Raw genomic sequence first — 15,073 nt, forward strand, 5'->3', positions numbered from 1 at the left:
GGGCCGGGCGGCATCACCGACGCTGCCGCCTCGGCCCGCCTACCGCCGTTCCGCGCTCGGAGGCTGCCCGGTCCAGCGGATATAGGCGCGCCGGAACTCCCGGATATCGCTGTAGCCGACCTGGTGGGCGACGGCCGCGATCGGGAGCGCCGTCTCGCGCAGCAGCGCGGTGGCGCGCTGCCTGCGCACGCGATCGCGCACCGCGCTGAAGCTCTCGCCTGCCTCGGTGAGCCGACGCCGCAGGGTGCGCTCGGTGATGTGCAGCCGTGCGGCCACACCGCCCATGGTCAGCGGGTACCGAAGATGCTGGGCCAGTAGCGTTTCGACGATCGCCACCACATCGGGGTCCGCCGCGCCGACATCGAGCATCCTGCGGCACGCGTCCACCGCGATCGCGCGGGTGGGCTCGCTGCGGGTCGGAAAGCGCAGTGCCAGAGTCGCGGTGGGGAAGACGGCGCGATTGGCCTCGGCGCCGAACACGACCGGGCACCGGAAGAACCGCTCGTAGCGCCGCGCGTACACAGGTGCGGGATAGGTGAGTTCCACCCGCTCCGGCGCCCAGTCCGCCCCGACCACCGAACGAACGAAAAGAATGGTGCTGCACAGGATCTCCTCGCAGAGGAAGCGCAGGATCAGCGGCTCCGGCCACCGTTCGTGCAGGCGTAGTGCCGCGGCCTCGGTGGCGCATTCGAGTTCGAGGTCCATCAGGCTTCCCGACGCCTGATGCAATTCGAGTCCGATCGACAGTGCCTCGCCCACGGTGGCGGCCGAGCGCATGGCCACGCCGAGCATGCCCATCGACAGCAGGATGTCGCGGCCGCCCACCTGCATGCCCAGCGGCGCCTCCGGCATGTCCTCGACCGCGCGCCGCACGACCGAGACCGCTTGCCGGAAGGACACTTTGATCGAGTCCGAGGACAGTGCCGCCTGCCCGGCGATGCCGGTTCCGGCGAACCACCGGTCGACGTCGCAGCCTTCCCCGACGCCGATCTCCACGATGCCGCTCAGGACCGAGGGCGGGATCGTCGGCAGGTCCAGTTTCGTGGCGGATGCGCGCATGCTGTCTTCTCAGTTCGGTGCCGGGGCGCCGACGGGCCGCGTGGACAGGAGTCCGGATCCGAGCCTGCGCATCATCGCGCGGAGTCGTTCACGGGTGGCCGACTCGGGGTCGGTGAGACGCAGCTGGAGCAGTTCCCTGGCAGCCGCGTTGAGCACCCGGGCGGTGTATTCCGGGTCGGCCAGGTCGGGGTCGGCGCGCCGCATCTGCGCGGCGAGGTACTCGCGGACCACGGCCTGTGAGCGGGCGAGGCGTGCGTAGAGCTCCGGTGGCGCGCCCTGGGGCGGGAACAGGAACAGCCGCCAGGTCGCCGGGTGCTCGTCGATGGCGGTCAGGACGCTGTCGAAGGCGCGCAGGGCGGGGTGGTCGTCGGTATCGCCGCTCGTGGCGACCGCCTCGGCGAACTGCGCCGCGGCCCGGCCCCCTTCGCGGTCGATGAGGGCGACGAACAGGCCGCCGAGATCGCCGAACTGCTGATAGAGCAGTGAGCGGTTTATCCCCGCCTCCTCCGCGATGCGGTTCGGCGTCGCGGCATGGAAGCTCTCGGCGGTGACGATCGCGTGCGCGATGTCGAGGATCTGCTCGCGTCTGGCTTCGGCGGTCATCCGTCGCCGCGGCTGCGGGGTCATGCTTGACAGTCTAACTAACAATCCGTGAGTATTACTCACAACTTGTTAGTTATCGGAGGATGGCATGACGACCTACTACCCAGATCTGGCCCGGCTCGTCCGGGGTCAGCGTGAGCGGCAGCCGGATCTCTACGGGAACGTCGACTTCGACCGGCCGCCGTTCCGGCTGGCCGTCGCGCCCGGTGATGCGTCCGCGCTGCCGGAGTGGGTCGCCCCGCGCGAGCCGATCCTGGCCGACCCGCGGGTCACCGAGCTGATCGCCACCGCGACGATGCTGGGCGACACGGTCGGGGACCCGCTCGCCGCGCTGAGCACCGAGTATGGCGTGCGCGAGCTGGTCGCGATGGTGCGGCGAGCCTGCCGCGAGGGCATCGACGCCGTCGCCGACGCACCGCCGGAACTGGTCGACCTGATCGCCGCGATGGAAGCCGCTCCCGACTGGCTCGACATGGACCTGGTCCGTGCGGGGGCCGGGGAAGCGCGGGTCAGCGCGGCGCTGCTGGCGCCGTTCCTGACCAGGGGCGCGTTCATCGCGACCTTCACCAATACCTATGCGGCACTGCCGATGGCGCTGACCGGCGCGCTGTCGGGACGGCGAGCCGCCCGCCGGGTCAACGAGACGGCGAATTTCTTCGCGGTGACCACCCTGCCGGACGCGCTGGATCGCCACGGCCCCGGCTTCGAGGCCGCGGCCATGGTCCGGTTGATGCACTCGATGGTCCGCCACAACGCGCTGGCCCGATCCGGGCGCTGGGATCCGGCCGTCTACGGGGTGCCGGTTCCACAGGTCGACCAGATGCCCGCCGGGATGATCAACCTCTACCTCGTCGCCACCCTGGCGCTGCGTGCCGGGCGCACCGAATTCACCGCTCGCGAACGCGCGCTCGTGGAATTCGGCCGCTACCGCTGCTTCCTGCTCGGCCTGCCGGAGGACCTGCTGCCCACCATGCCCGCGGCGATCGCGCACGTCATCCACGCCCGCGCCGCCCTGCTGCGCGCGGATTTCGACGACGCCACCTGCGGTGAACTGATCCGCTCGACCATGGCCGCCTACCTGCGTCCCACCGAATCCCGCGTCGACCGCATCGCCGACGCGGTCGAGAGAAGCTACAGCAAGGCCGGTTTCATCGCCGCCTTCTGCCACGGCGACCGCCGCGCCGCCCGCACCATGGGCGTCTCGATCGGCCTCGCCGACCTGACCCGCATCGCCCTGACCGCCCCCTTCCTCCTCGGCCGCTTCCTCCTGATCCGCCGCGCCACCCGCATCCCCCGCCTCCGCCCCACCATCGACCGCTACCTCACCACCCTCATCCACCACCGCCTGGCCACCTACGGCAACCCCGAATTCACCACCGACCCCCACACCTACACCCCACCCCCGGCGCCCTGACTCCGTCGGCTCGGCGGCAACGTGTTGCTCGTCGACCTCCAGGTCGTCGCAGGTCGGTCCGTCCTGCTTCGTTGCCTGCGATGATGGGCGGTATGAGCCCGCCCGATCAGCAGCGTGAGCAGCGACTGACCGCTGAGGCCTTCCTGGACGGAGCCGCGGACGAGTGGGGCGACATCGAGATCGTCGACGGCCGGGTTGTGCGGATGATGGCGCAGAGTCCGCTGCACAGCCGGGTCGTGCGGCGGCTCGCGGGATTGCTGGAGGCGGGTCGACGTGCCGGCGGGCCGTGCATGGTCGTGGATTCCGACGTCGCGGCACGGTTCGCCGATGCCGATTCGTCGGCAGCCGACCGGCGGTTGAACATTCGCTATCCCGATGTTTGGATCCGCGATTGCGAGCCCTACGACGTCAACTCTGTGCGGGATCACCTTCTGCTCGTCGTCGAGGTGACGTCGGAATCGACCATCGACGCAGACATCACCGACAAACGGATCCAGTACGCGGCTGCGGGGATCCCGCGCTACCTCATCGTCAGGCTCGATCAGAAGGAGGAGCGGATCGAGGAGATCGAGGAGTATCGCCTCGATTGGTCCGGACGATGCTACCGCGCACACACCGTCCATCGCAGAGTTCTCCTGCTCGACGAACCGGTCGAGGTGACGATTCCGTTCGACATGCTCGAGCAGGCCTGACCGGGATCTCGGCGGGGTCGGGGGATACTCGGGGATCAGGCGGGTGACGACGACGAGAGCGACCGGTGATGACTGTGACGGGTGATCAGGGTTCGGCTGGGCGGCGGATCGATGAGCGGATCGCGGAGTTGGGGGATTGGCGGGGGGAGGTGCTGGCGCGGATTCGGGAGTTGGTGCACGAGGCGGATCCGGGGATCGTCGAGGAATGGAAGTGGCGTGGGGTGCCGGTGTGGTACCACGACGGGATGGTGTGTACGGGGGAGACGTACAAGGAGATCGTGAAGGTCACCTTCGCCAAGGGGGCTCGGTTGCCTGATCCGCGTGGGGTTTTCAACTCCGGGCTGGAGGGGAACACGCGGCGGGTGATCGATCTGCGGGAGGGGGACGAGCTCGATGAGGCGGGGTTCAAGGAGCTCGTGCGGGCGGCGGTCGAGCTGAACGAGGGGTAGGCGGGAAACGGCAGAATGGTGGGGTGACCACGGAATCCGTACCCCGCCTGCTCGATGACGCCGCGCTGGAACTGTCGTCGGTGGTGGCGAACAACGCGATGAATCGCGGGCGCGGGCTGTCGGGGGTCAACAGCTATGCCAGGGAACTCGGCTTCGATCCGTACCGGTGGTTGGCGCAGCGGCTGCGCGCCGACCCCGACGCCACGGTCACCTGGATCGATGTGTGCTGCGGGGAGGGGCGGGCGCTGCTCGAGGCGGAAGAGCGGTTCGTGCACGAGTTTCCGTCGGCCGATGTCACGCTGATAGGGATCGACCTGGTCGGCTTCTTCCGCGCCCGGCCGCGCACCGATCGCCTGCGGCTGATCACCGCCTCGGCCACCGGCTGGGCTCCGGACCGCCCCGCCGACCTGGTCACCTGCGTCCACGGCCTGCACTACATCGGCGACAAACTCGCCGTGCTCACCGCGATGGCGGGCTGGGTCGCACCCGGTGGCCGGTGTGCCGCCGACTTCGACCCCGGGGAGATCCGCCGCGCCGACGGATCCGCGGCCGGGCCCGCCGTCCTCGCGGCCCTGCGCGCGAGCGGGATGACCTTCGACCGGCGCACGCACCGGCTGCGCGGTGAGGGGCCGCGCTCGCCTCGCTTCCCGGCGGCCTACCTGGGCGCCGACGACACCGCGGGACCGGGATACACCGGGCAGCCGTCGGTCCGGTCGTACTACGCCTGGTGACGGCGAGACGTCGGCTCGCCCAACGGGAACCGTCGAAGCCCGGTGTGTCCGCGCCGGCATCGAGGTTGGGTCGGCGTCCGGGGGAACTCGCCAGTAACCTGTGCCCGTGAGACCGATGGACACAGCGCCGGGGACACCGGCGCGGCCGGGAGTCGCTCTGGCAGCAGTCGTGGCAGTGGTGTTCGTGACCTTCTTGGACACCACCGTGGTCAGCGTTGCGCTCGGCGATATCCGACGTGAGTTGAGTACCGATGTGACCCTGCTGCAGTGGGTGGTCAACGCCTACACGGTGGTCTTCGCCGGGCTGATGTTGGCGGGCGGGTCGCTCGGTGACCGGTGGGGGCGCAAGAAGGTGATGATCGTCGGCCTGGTGATCTTCTGCGCCGGATCGGTGGTCTCCGCGCTCGCCAGCACCGTCGCGCTGCTCATCGCGGGCCGCGCGATCATGGGCCTCGGCGCCGCGGCCTCGGAGCCGGGCACCCTGTCGGTGCTGCGCCACATCTTCCCCGGTGAACGCTCGCGGGCCAAGGCGGTCGGCGTGTGGGCGGCGGTGTCCGGCCTGGCGCTGGCGGCGGGACCGGTGCTCGGCGGTGTGCTGGTCGACCTGTACGGATGGCGGTCGATCTTCTGGTTCAACCTGGTGATCGGCGCGGTGGCGATGATCGTCGCGCTGTGGGCGGTCCCGGAGAGTTCCGATCCGCGGCAGGAACCCGTCGATTGGGCCGGTGCCGTGCTCAGCGCGACGGCGTTCGGCGCGCTGGTCTACGCCGCGACCGTCGGCCAGGACCGGGGCTACACCTCGCCGTCGGTGCTGGGCCTGTTCGCGCTCGGCGGTGCCGCGCTGATCGCGTTCGTGGTCGTCGAGAAACGGGTGCGCGCACCGCTGCTCGACTTCCGGTACCTGAAGGTGCCCGCGGTGCGCAGCGCGCTGGTGGTCGCCTTCGCCGTCTACTTCGGCATCTTCTCGATCTTCTTCTTCACCGCGCTGTATCTGCAGGTGATGCAGTCGTATTCGGCCGCGCGCACGGCGGCGGTCTTCGTGCCGATGGCCGTGACGATCGTGATCGGCTCGCTGGTGGCGGGCTACTGGGTGTCGCGGCGCGGGGCCCGCGTCCCGATGATCCTCGGGTGCGTGCTGGGCGCGGGCGGCATCCTGCTGACCCGCCAGGCGCTGTCGGGGACGTTGCACGATCCGTGGATCGCCGCGGCGATGGGCGTGGCCGGGCTCGGCTTCGGCATCGCGGTGGTGCCGCTGACCTCGGCGGTGATGTCGGGTGTCCCGGCGGAGCATTCGGGCATGGCGGCCGCGGTGACCAATACGATGCGCCAGGTCGGCTCGGCGTTCGGCGTCGCCGTGCTCGGTGTGCTGGTGAGCTCGTTCCTCACCGCGGATCTGAAGAAGAAGATGGACGCGCTGGGCCTGCCCACCTCGTTGCAGCCCGACGCCATCCAGGCGGTGGAGCGCGGTCGCATTCCCGAAGGCGTCGACATCGGGCCGTACCTGAAGTACCTGTCGAAGGTGTCGGAGGTGCTCAACGAGGGCAAGGTGGCGTTCCATCACGGGCTGGACGTGGCCCTGGTGGTGTCGGCGGTGCTGATCCTGGCCGCGGCGGCGTTCACGGCGCTGGATACCGGCCGTTCCCGCTCCGACGTGACCTAGTCCATCTCGGCAGATGCGCCGAGTTCACCTGGCGGTGGCCTGGATCCGTCATGCTGGTGCGGTGGTAGCTGTTTCTGATGTCGCCCCGGTGCGCGGCAGCGAGTATTCGATCTTGTTGCGCCGGATCAGGGCGGCCGGCCTGCTGGACCGTGACCTGCGGTACTACGGGTGGAAGAGCGCGCTCACCGCGGCGGCGTTCGTCGGCGGGTGGGCGGCGCTCGTGGCCGTCGGAGATTCCTGGTGGGCGTTGGGGATCGGGGTGTTCCTGGCCGCGGTGTTCGCGCAGATCGCGTTCCTCGGGCACGACGCGGGACACAAGCAGATCTTCGCGGGCCGCCGCGCCAACTACCTGTACGGCCTGATCGCGGGCAACCTCGCCATCGGGCTGAGCATCGGCTGGTGGACCAGCAATCACAATCGCCACCACGCCCACCCCAACACCGAGGGCGCCGATCCCGACACCATGGGTGTCCTGGCGTTCTCCGCGGATCGGGCCAGGGCCGGAAAAGGCTGGCGGCGCTTCGTCTTCCGGTATCAGGCCTGGCTGTTCTTCCCGATGCTGCTGCTCGAGGGCGGCAGTCTGCACTTCGCCAGCGTGCGGGCGGTCTTCCGCTGGCCGATCCCGAACCGGGTGACCGAGGGCCTGCTGCTGGCCGCGCACGCCGGCGCGTATCTCGGCACGGTCTTCCTGGTGCTCTCGCCGGGGAAGGCGCTGGCGTTCATCGCCGTTCAGCAGGGCCTGTTCGGCCTCTACATGGGCTGCACCTTCGCCCCCAACCACAAGGGGATGGAGGTCCTGCCCGAGGGCGACAACACCGACTTCCTCCGGCGCCAGGTCCTCACCTCCCGCAATGTCCGCGGCGGCTTCGTCGTCGACACGGCCCTGGGCGGCCTGAACTACCAGATCGAACACCATCTGTTCCCGTCCATGCCGCGCTCCCACCTGCACCGAGCCCAGCCCGTCGTCGCGGACTTCTGCGCCGAGATCGGTGTCCCGTACTGCGAGGCCTCCCTGCTCGAGTCCTACGCCCAGGCCCTGGGCCACCTCGACGAGGTCGGCCGCCAGGTCGACCTCGTCGGCTAGCCGCCCGCACCCGATCGGCGCGGGCGGCCGCGCCGATCAGAGCCGGGGATCGGTGGGCTCGGACTCCACCGCCAGGATCGCGAACACCAGTTCGTGCACGCGCCACAGCGGCTCGCCGGCGGCCACGGCGTCGAGCGCCGCGAGCCCGAGTCCGTGTTCGCGCATCGCCAGACCACGCTTGCGGCTCAGGGTCCGGTCGCGCAGGCGCTCGAGGTGTTCGGGCACGGTGTAGTCGGGACCGTAGATGATCCGAAGGTATTCGCGGCCACGGCATTTGATCCCGGGCTGGACGAGCTTGCCCTTGGCCCGGTGCCCCGGCCCGGCGTACGGCTTGATGACCATGCCCTCGCCGCCCGCCTCGGTCAGCGCCAGCCACCAGGCCGTGGCCTCGGCCTCGGCGACCGGATCGGACAGGTCGACGACCCGGCGTTCGGTGTGCCGGAACGTCTCCGGGTCGGCGGCCACCAGTCGATCGCAGACATCGAGGTGCCAGCCGTGGTCGCGCCCGGCGAAACTCGCGCCCTCGGCCGCGAGCAGCGCGAAGGGCGCGATCCGGAGGCCGTCGAGATCGGTGGTCGGCCAGCAGTATCGCCGGTAGGCGGCGGTGAAGTCGGCCGCGGTGTCCGCGCGCGCGGCGGTGCGGGCCCGCAGCTCACCGAGGTCGAGTCCGCGGGCCAGACCGGCGTCCAGGGCGTCGACCGCCGCGGGCAGGGCCGCCCGCGCGGCCGCGCCCATCGCCGCGTACTGGGTGCGGATCAGCCCGCCCGCCTTGGCCGACCACGGCAGGAGCTCGCAGTCCAGGAGCAGCCAGCCTGTGTCCAGTTCGTCGAAAAGCGGTGTGGCGGCAGCCCGGACGCGCTCTAGCAGCGCTTCGGTCAGCGCCGCGTCGGTGAAGAACGACCGGCCGGTGCGGGTGTAGATCGCGCCGGAGCAGCCGTCGGTGACGCCGAAACGGTCGGCCGCCGTCGCCTGATCCCGGCAGACGAGCACGACCGCGCGCGAGCCCATGTGCTTCTCCTCGCACACCACCCGGTCGACGCCCGCCGCGCGATAGTCGGCGAACGCCTCGGTGGGGTATTCGAGGTAGCCCTCGACCGTCGAGGTCGACGGCGGCGACATGGTCGGCGGCAGCCACAGCAGCAGCCGCGGATCGATGGCGAAGCGGCTCATCACCTCCAGTGCGGCGGCGGCGTTCTCGGCCTCGACCAGCACGGTGCCGTAGTCGGTGCGCAGGTGCTTGCGACCGGTGACATCGGCGAGATCGAGGGTGTCGCCGGCGCGGGCGGTAGCGGCGTCGCCCAGCGGCTTCACCGGTGCGTAGTGCACCCGCTCGGCGGGCACGGCCACGAACGTCTTCTCCGGGTAGCGCAGCGCGGTGAGCTCGCCGCCGAACACCGCGCCGGTGTCCAGGCAGACGGTGTTGTTGATCCACTCCACCTTCGGGGTCGGCACGTGGCCGTAGACGACCATGGCCGAGCCGCGATAGTCGCGCGCCCACGGATACCGCACCGGCAGCCCGTATTCGTCCGTCTCGCCGGTGGATTCGCCGTAGAGGCAGAAGTCGCGGACGCGGCTCGAGGCCCGGCCGTGGTACTCCTGCTTGAGTCCGGCGTGCGCCACCACCAGCCGCCCGCCGTCGAGGCGCAGGTGACTGACCAGCTTGTCGATCCACCGCGCGGCGGACTCGACGAACTCCGGCGGCTCGGCCGCCAGCTGCTCCAGCGTCTCGGCCAGCCCGTGCGACACCGTGACATCGCGCCCGCGCAGCTTCCTGAGCAGCTTCTGCTCGTGATTGCCCGGAACGCACAGCGCGGCACCGCTCGCGGTCATCCCCATCACCAGCCGCAGCACACCGGGGGAGTCGGGACCGCGATCGACGAGGTCACCGACGAACACCGCCCGGCGGCCCGCCGGGTGGGTGGCGTCGACGGCCCGGCCCGCCTCGTCCCGGATCAGTTGCCAGCCGAGTTCGCCCAGCAGGCTTTCCAATTCGGACCGGCAGCCGTGCACGTCGCCGATGATGTCGAACGGCCCGGTGAGCTCGCGGCGGTCGTTCCAGGCCCGCTCGTAGGTGATGGTGACGTCGGCCGGATCGGTGACGACGTGCACCTTGCGGAAGCCCTCGCGACCGAGGTGCCGCAGAGATCGGCGCAGGTCCTGGCTCTGCCGCCGCAGCACTTGGCGGCCGAAGTCGCGGTCGTCGCGATCCTTGGTGCGCTCCCACGCGACGGCCTCGGGCGTATCGATCACGATCGCGACCGGCAGCACATCGAAAGACCGTGCGAGCGCGACCAAGGCGGCCCGCGCGTGCTTCTGCACATTCGTCGCGTCGACGACGACCCGTCGCCCGGCACGCAACCGGATCCCGGCGATGTGGCCGAGCGCGTCGAAGGCGTCCGCGGTCGCGGACTGGTCGTTCTCGTCGTCGGCGACCATGCCGCGGAAGAAGTCCGACGACAGCACCTCGGTGGGCGCGAAGTGCTCGCGGGCGAAGGTGGACTTGCCGGAACCGGAGATGCCGATCAGCGCCACCAGGGACAGTTCGGGAAGGTCGATGTGCATGGGTCAGGCCTTCCGGAAGAGCGCGAGCTGGGTGGGGGCGCCGAGGTCGGCGTCGAGGTCGCCGACGGGACGGAGCTCGGCCGTGTAGCCGAACGCGGCGGCGACGCGGGCGGTCCAGGCGGCGAATTCCGCACGGGTCCACTCGAATCGGTGATCGTCGTGGCGGTGCCCGTCGAGCGTCTCGTAGCGCGCGTTGTACTCGACGTTCGGCGTCGTCACGATGACGGCGCCGGGTGCGGCGTGCCCGAAGACGGCGCGTTCGAGCGCGGGCAGGCGCGCCTCGTCGACGTGCTCGATCACCTCCATGAGGACGGCGGCGTCGAAGCCGCGCAGCCGGTCGTCGTGGTAGGTCAGCGCCGACTGGAGTACCGAGATCCGGGCGCGCTGCCGATCCGACATCCGGTCGAAGCGCAGGCGGCGTTCGGCGATGCTCAGCGCGGCGCTGGAGACATCGGCGCCGACGATCTCGGTGTAGCGGTGGTCGGCCTCCAGCGCCAGCAGCAACGCGCCGGGGCCGCAGCCGAGATCGAGGACGCGGGTGGCACCGGTCTCGGCGAGGGCGGCCAGGACGGCCTCCTTGCGCAGCTGGACCAGCGGCGCTCGGCGCTCGGCGGCGTCGGTGTCGGGCACCGCGTCGTCGACCTGGTCGTCCACCGAGCGCAGGCGTTCCAGTGCGGTCTGGGTGAGCGAGCGGCGCCCGGCCAGGTACCGGCGGGCGATCAGCTCCCGCTCCGGGTGCTCGCCGAGCCAGCCGTCGCCCGCGCGCAGCAGCTTGTCGACCTCGTCTTCGGACACCCAGTAGTGCTTGGCGTCGTCGAGGACGGGCAGCAGGACGTAGAGGTGGTTCAGCGCGGCGGACAGGCGCAGCGTGCCGGTCAGCCGGAGGTGGACATACGGTGACTCGCCCCAGTCCGGGAACTCCGGGTCCAGCGGCGCGGTCGCCGTGGCGACGGTCCAGCCCAGCGGCGCGAACAGGCGCTCGACGAGGTCGGCGCCGCCCCGGCACGGGACGGCGGGCACGTCGATCTCCAACGGGATGGCCGTCGCCGCCAATTCGGCGCGGTCCCGGCTCGTCCCGTTGAGCGCCGACCGGAACACCTTGCCCAGCGCCACCGCCAGCAGGCTCGATGCCACGTAGGGCCGGTCGTTGACATAGCGGCCGAGGGCGAAGCCGTGGTGGCCCTTGGCCGGCCGCGCCAGCTCCACCGGGTCCACCTCGAGCAGCAGCGCCACCGTGCAGCGGTCGGGGTCGGACTGCGGGTAGAAGACATGTGCCGTGCCACCGGTCGTCGCGAAGGACTGCACCCGGTCGGGGTGTTTGACCAGCAGGTACCCGAGATCGGTCGCCGGTGTGTGGGTGGTGGAGATCGTCAACAGCACATACCGATCCTGTCATGGCGGGCCAGTGGTTTTCCGGGGCGAGAACCGGCCCGGCGACCCGGTCGGCGGTGCGGTGATGGGTGATAATCGCGGCGAGCTCGGTGTGGGCCGGGCCGGTCGGAAGGTGGCGCGATGACGGCGGTGGCGTTGGTGTTCGTCGGGGTCGCTGTGCTGTTGCACGGGTACATCTTCGTGATGGAGTCGCTGCAATGGACCCGGCCGCGGACCAGGGCGACGTTCGGGATCACGGCGGAGCAGGCCGAGGCGACCAGGGAGATGGCGTTCAATCAGGGGTTCTACAACCTGTTTCTCGCGATCGTCGCCGCGGTCGGCATGGGGTTCACCGCATTCGGCGACGCCGGGATCGGGCTGGCGCTGGTGCTGGCCGGCGCCGGGTCGATGGTGGCGGCGGGGGTGGTGCTGCTGGTGTCGTCGCCGGACAAGGCGCGGGCCGCGCTGATCCAGCTGGTGCCGCCGCTGATCGGTTGTGCCGCGCTGGTGCTCGCCCGGCTCTGAGCCGGGCGCGCGCGGTCACCGGCCGGGACCGCGCAGGATGCCGAGCTGCTGTTCGAGCCGTTCCAGCGCGGCCCTGGCCGCCTCGAGTTCGGCTTCGATGCGGGCGATGGCTTCCTCGTCCAGCGGCGCTTCGGTGGCCGACGGTGGCGGCGGGGCCTGCGCCGGTGGACGTCGGCCAGGGGGCGGCGGGGCGCCGGGGCCGCCGCCGGGCGCGGTGGCGAGATCGCCGGTGGCCGGGCCGTAGACCTGGTCGAGGGCCTCGGCCAGGGTCGGCGCGTAGCCGACCCGGACGCCGCCGGTGCCGGGCTCGCGGTAGCTCACCAGCACGCGGGCCAGCTGCGGGAACGTCGACCCGTTGGGCGCCGTCGAGATCCGTTCGGTGAACAGCGGTTCCACGTACAGCACGCCGCCGTCGGCGATCGGCAGGGTGAGCAGGTTGCCGTACTGGATGCGGTTGGAGCGTTCCAGCAGGGTGCGTTCGGAGGCCACCCTGGTATCGGAGATCATCGAGTTCTGGATCTGCTGCGGGCCCTGGGTGAGGGTGTCGGTGGGCAGCTGGAGAATGCTGAACTCGCCGTAGTTCTCCGGGTCGGAATGCACGGAGATGTAGGCGGAGAGGAACTCTCGCCGGAAGCCGACCATCGCACCGGCCAGCCGGAACGAGGCGTCGGCGGTGCCGGGGTCGCCGACCAGCACGTAGAACGGGGCCTGGTGCGGGTTGCTCTCGACGGTCGGGTCGCTGGGCACCGACCAGAACGCGTTGTTGGTGAAGAACTCTCGCGGTTCGTCCACGTGGTAGCGGGCGAGCATGTCGCGCTGGATGACGAAAAGGTCCTCGGGATAACGGAAGTGGGCGCGCAGCTCGTCGCCGATCGCCGATGGTGGCTGGACGGTGCCAGGGAAGACCCGCATCCAGGCGGCCAGAATCGGGTCCTGCTCGTCGACCTGGTACAGCGTCACCGTGCCGTCGTAGGCGTCGACGGTGGCCTTGACCGAGTTGCGGATGTAGGAGATCTCCCCGGGCTCCCGCAGCCCCTGGTCCTCGCCGACGGACAGGGCCTCGAGCGAGCTGCGCGCGGCGTAGGGGTAGCCGTCGATCGTGGTGTAGGCGTCCACGATCCAGACGATGCGGCCGCCGACGACGGCGGGATAGGGATTGTTGTCGATGGTCAGCCAGGGCGCGACCCGCTCGACCCGCTCGCCCGGATCGCGGTGGAAGATGATCTTGGAGTCGGCGCCGATCGCCGTCGAGAACACGATGTTGCGCTCGGTGTAGACGGTGGCGAAGGCTAGCCGGTTCAGCCAGTTCCCGATCGGGACACCGCCCTTGCCCGCGTAGGTGTATTTGGTGCTGTCGGTGTCGTATTCGCGCGGTTCGGTGCCGCCGCCGACGATGGCGTAGTCCGGATCGCCCCTGGCGATCACCTCGCCGTAGTAGATCCGGGGCTGCTCGACCGGGATCACCTGGTGGCCGGTGTGCTGGGTGGCGATATCGCTGACCGCGTAGATCGGGTAGCCGCTGTTGCCCGCGGCGCTGTCGCTCGCCGCGTCGACGACCGCCGCGTTGACCCGGTTCGCCGGGGCGGCGACGAACCCGTCGCCGTGGGTGTAGACGGTGTGCCGGTTGACCCAGTGCCCCTGGTTGCCGCTGAGCGCGGCGGGGGTGAGTTCCCTGGCGGTGACCACGTAGTCGCGCAGCTGTCCGTCGATGCGATAGCGGTCCAGGTCCAGGTTGTCGGGGAAGCTGTAGAAGTTCTTGAGCTGCTGCTGCTGGGTGAAGGTGCGCGAGAGCACGTGCGGGTCGAGCAGGCGCAGGTTGGCGATCGTGGTGGCGTCGGCGGGGACCTCCGGCGGCGGCGCGGTGCCGACGCCGGGATAGGGCTGGTAGTGCACCCGATCCTCGCCGATGCCGTAGGCCTGCCTGGTCGCGGCGATATTGCGCTCGATGTAGGGGCTCTCCAGGTCGGCGGCGTTGGGGCGCACCGAGAACTGCTCGACGACCAGCGGCCACACCCCGCCCGCCACGATCGACGACAGCAGCAGCAGGGTGGCGGCCATCGCGGGCACCCGCAGATCGCGCACCACCACCGCGGAGAACACCGCGGCGGCGCAGATCAGCGCGATGGCGAACATGATGAAGCGGGCGGGCAGCACGGCGTTGATGTCGGTGTAGCCCGCGCCGGCGAAGGTCGGCTCCCGTCGCCCGCTCGACAGCAGGGCGTAGCGGTCCAGCCAGTACGCGCCCGCCTTCAGCACGAAGAACAACCCGGCCAGCACCGCGAGCTGGCAGCGGGCCGCGACCGTGATCCCGATCGACTTCCCGGACAGCCGCACCCCGCCGAACAGATAGTGGGTCGCCAGGCAGGCCAGGAACGCGACGAACACGATGACGAACAGCCAGCTGAGCACGAGCCGGTAGAACGGCAGGTCGAAGACGTAGAACCCCACGTCGAGATCGAACTGGGGGTCTCGCTCGCCGAAGGATCCGCCGCGCAGGAACAGCTGCACCGTCTGCCATCGTGACTGTCCGGCCAGTCCGCAGATGAGGCCGAAGACCGCGGCGATGCCGAGCCCGAACCGCAGCGGATAGCGGCCCACCACCGTGCGGTACGGCGTGATCGGGTCGTCGTCGCGCCCGCCGGGGAAGAAGGCCGGGCGGGACCGGTAGGCCAGCCACAGGGCCGTGAACAGGGCGCCGCCGAGGATCGTCGCGATCACGACGAACAGCGTGAGCCGGGTGAGCAGCACCGTCGACCACACGCTGCGATAGCCGACCTCGCCGAACCACAGCCAGTTGACGTAGACGCCGATCAGCCGGGGCACGAGCAACAGGGACAGAAAGGCCACCGCGACTGCCGTCAGCAGCAGTCGCCACTTCCTCGGTATCCGCTCGGACCCGTCACCAGCGCTCATCCGCCACTCC

12 protein-coding genes are annotated in these 15,073 nt (G+C 70.4%); 7 read left to right on the forward strand and 5 right to left on the reverse strand.

Features of this window, described 5'->3' with window-relative positions:
- Positions 1-39 precede the first annotated feature (39 nt).
- Positions 40-1,059 carry an AraC family transcriptional regulator gene (locus ACFYWJ_RS13000; protein WP_355282958.1) on the reverse strand — a complete coding sequence of 340 codons (1,020 nt, stop codon included), beginning with the start codon at positions 1,057-1,059 and terminating at the stop codon, positions 40-42.
- A gap of 9 nt (positions 1,060-1,068) precedes the next feature.
- Positions 1,069-1,662 carry a TetR/AcrR family transcriptional regulator gene (locus ACFYWJ_RS13005; protein ID WP_355283117.1) on the reverse strand — a complete coding sequence of 198 codons (594 nt, stop codon included), beginning with the start codon at positions 1,660-1,662 and terminating at the stop codon, positions 1,069-1,071.
- Positions 1,663-1,750: 88 nt separating this feature from the next.
- Between ACFYWJ_RS13005 and ACFYWJ_RS13010 the strand changes: the two genes are divergently transcribed.
- From ACFYWJ_RS13010 to ACFYWJ_RS13035, 6 genes are all read left to right on the forward strand, one after another.
- Positions 1,751-3,076 carry a DUF2236 domain-containing protein gene (locus ACFYWJ_RS13010; RefSeq protein WP_355282956.1) on the forward strand — a complete coding sequence of 442 codons (1,326 nt, stop codon included), beginning with the start codon at positions 1,751-1,753 and terminating at the stop codon, positions 3,074-3,076.
- A 92-nt stretch (positions 3,077-3,168) separates the two neighbouring features.
- Positions 3,169-3,768: a Uma2 family endonuclease gene (locus ACFYWJ_RS13015; RefSeq protein ID WP_355282953.1), complete on the forward strand. Its 600-nt coding sequence runs from the start codon at positions 3,169-3,171 to the stop codon at positions 3,766-3,768.
- A gap of 68 nt (positions 3,769-3,836) precedes the next feature.
- On the forward strand, positions 3,837-4,217 hold the full coding sequence (locus ACFYWJ_RS13020) for a DUF1801 domain-containing protein (protein ID WP_355283115.1): 381 nt from the start codon (positions 3,837-3,839) through the stop codon (positions 4,215-4,217).
- Between the two features lie 23 nt (positions 4,218-4,240).
- A complete protein-coding gene (locus tag ACFYWJ_RS13025; protein WP_355282950.1) occupies positions 4,241-4,948 on the forward strand; it encodes a class I SAM-dependent methyltransferase in 708 nt (235 codons plus the stop codon).
- A 184-nt stretch (positions 4,949-5,132) separates the two neighbouring features.
- Positions 5,133-6,608 carry an MFS transporter gene (locus ACFYWJ_RS13030; protein WP_355282947.1) on the forward strand — a complete coding sequence of 492 codons (1,476 nt, stop codon included), beginning with the start codon at positions 5,133-5,135 and terminating at the stop codon, positions 6,606-6,608.
- 61 nt (positions 6,609-6,669) lie between these two features.
- Positions 6,670-7,692 (forward strand): acyl-CoA desaturase, encoded by a 1,023-nt coding sequence (locus tag ACFYWJ_RS13035; RefSeq protein WP_355282944.1) that lies wholly within the window; start codon positions 6,670-6,672, stop codon positions 7,690-7,692.
- A gap of 36 nt (positions 7,693-7,728) precedes the next feature.
- Here the strand turns inward: ACFYWJ_RS13035 and ACFYWJ_RS13040 are convergent, their stop codons facing one another.
- Both ACFYWJ_RS13040 and ACFYWJ_RS13045 read right to left on the reverse strand, forming a co-directional pair.
- Entirely contained in the window at positions 7,729-10,254 is a 2,526-nt protein-coding gene (locus tag ACFYWJ_RS13040; RefSeq protein WP_355282942.1) for a polynucleotide kinase-phosphatase, read from the reverse strand.
- Positions 10,255-10,257: 3 nt separating this feature from the next.
- Entirely contained in the window at positions 10,258-11,634 is a 1,377-nt protein-coding gene (locus ACFYWJ_RS13045; RefSeq protein ID WP_355282939.1) for a 3' terminal RNA ribose 2'-O-methyltransferase Hen1, read from the reverse strand.
- A gap of 132 nt (positions 11,635-11,766) precedes the next feature.
- On the opposite strand from ACFYWJ_RS13045, the gene ACFYWJ_RS13050 reads away from it, so the two are divergent.
- Positions 11,767-12,150, forward strand: coding sequence for a DUF1304 domain-containing protein (locus ACFYWJ_RS13050; protein WP_355282936.1), 384 nt, complete (start codon positions 11,767-11,769; stop codon positions 12,148-12,150).
- A gap of 15 nt (positions 12,151-12,165) precedes the next feature.
- Here ACFYWJ_RS13050 and ACFYWJ_RS13055 read toward each other — a convergent pair whose 3' ends face one another.
- Positions 12,166-15,063 carry a UPF0182 family protein gene (locus ACFYWJ_RS13055; protein ID WP_355282934.1) on the reverse strand — a complete coding sequence of 966 codons (2,898 nt, stop codon included), beginning with the start codon at positions 15,061-15,063 and terminating at the stop codon, positions 12,166-12,168.
- Positions 15,064-15,073 lie beyond the last annotated feature (10 nt).

It is taken from the genome of Nocardia sp. NPDC003269 (assembly GCF_042888005.1).
GTDB lineage: Bacteria > Actinomycetota > Actinomycetes > Mycobacteriales > Mycobacteriaceae > Nocardia.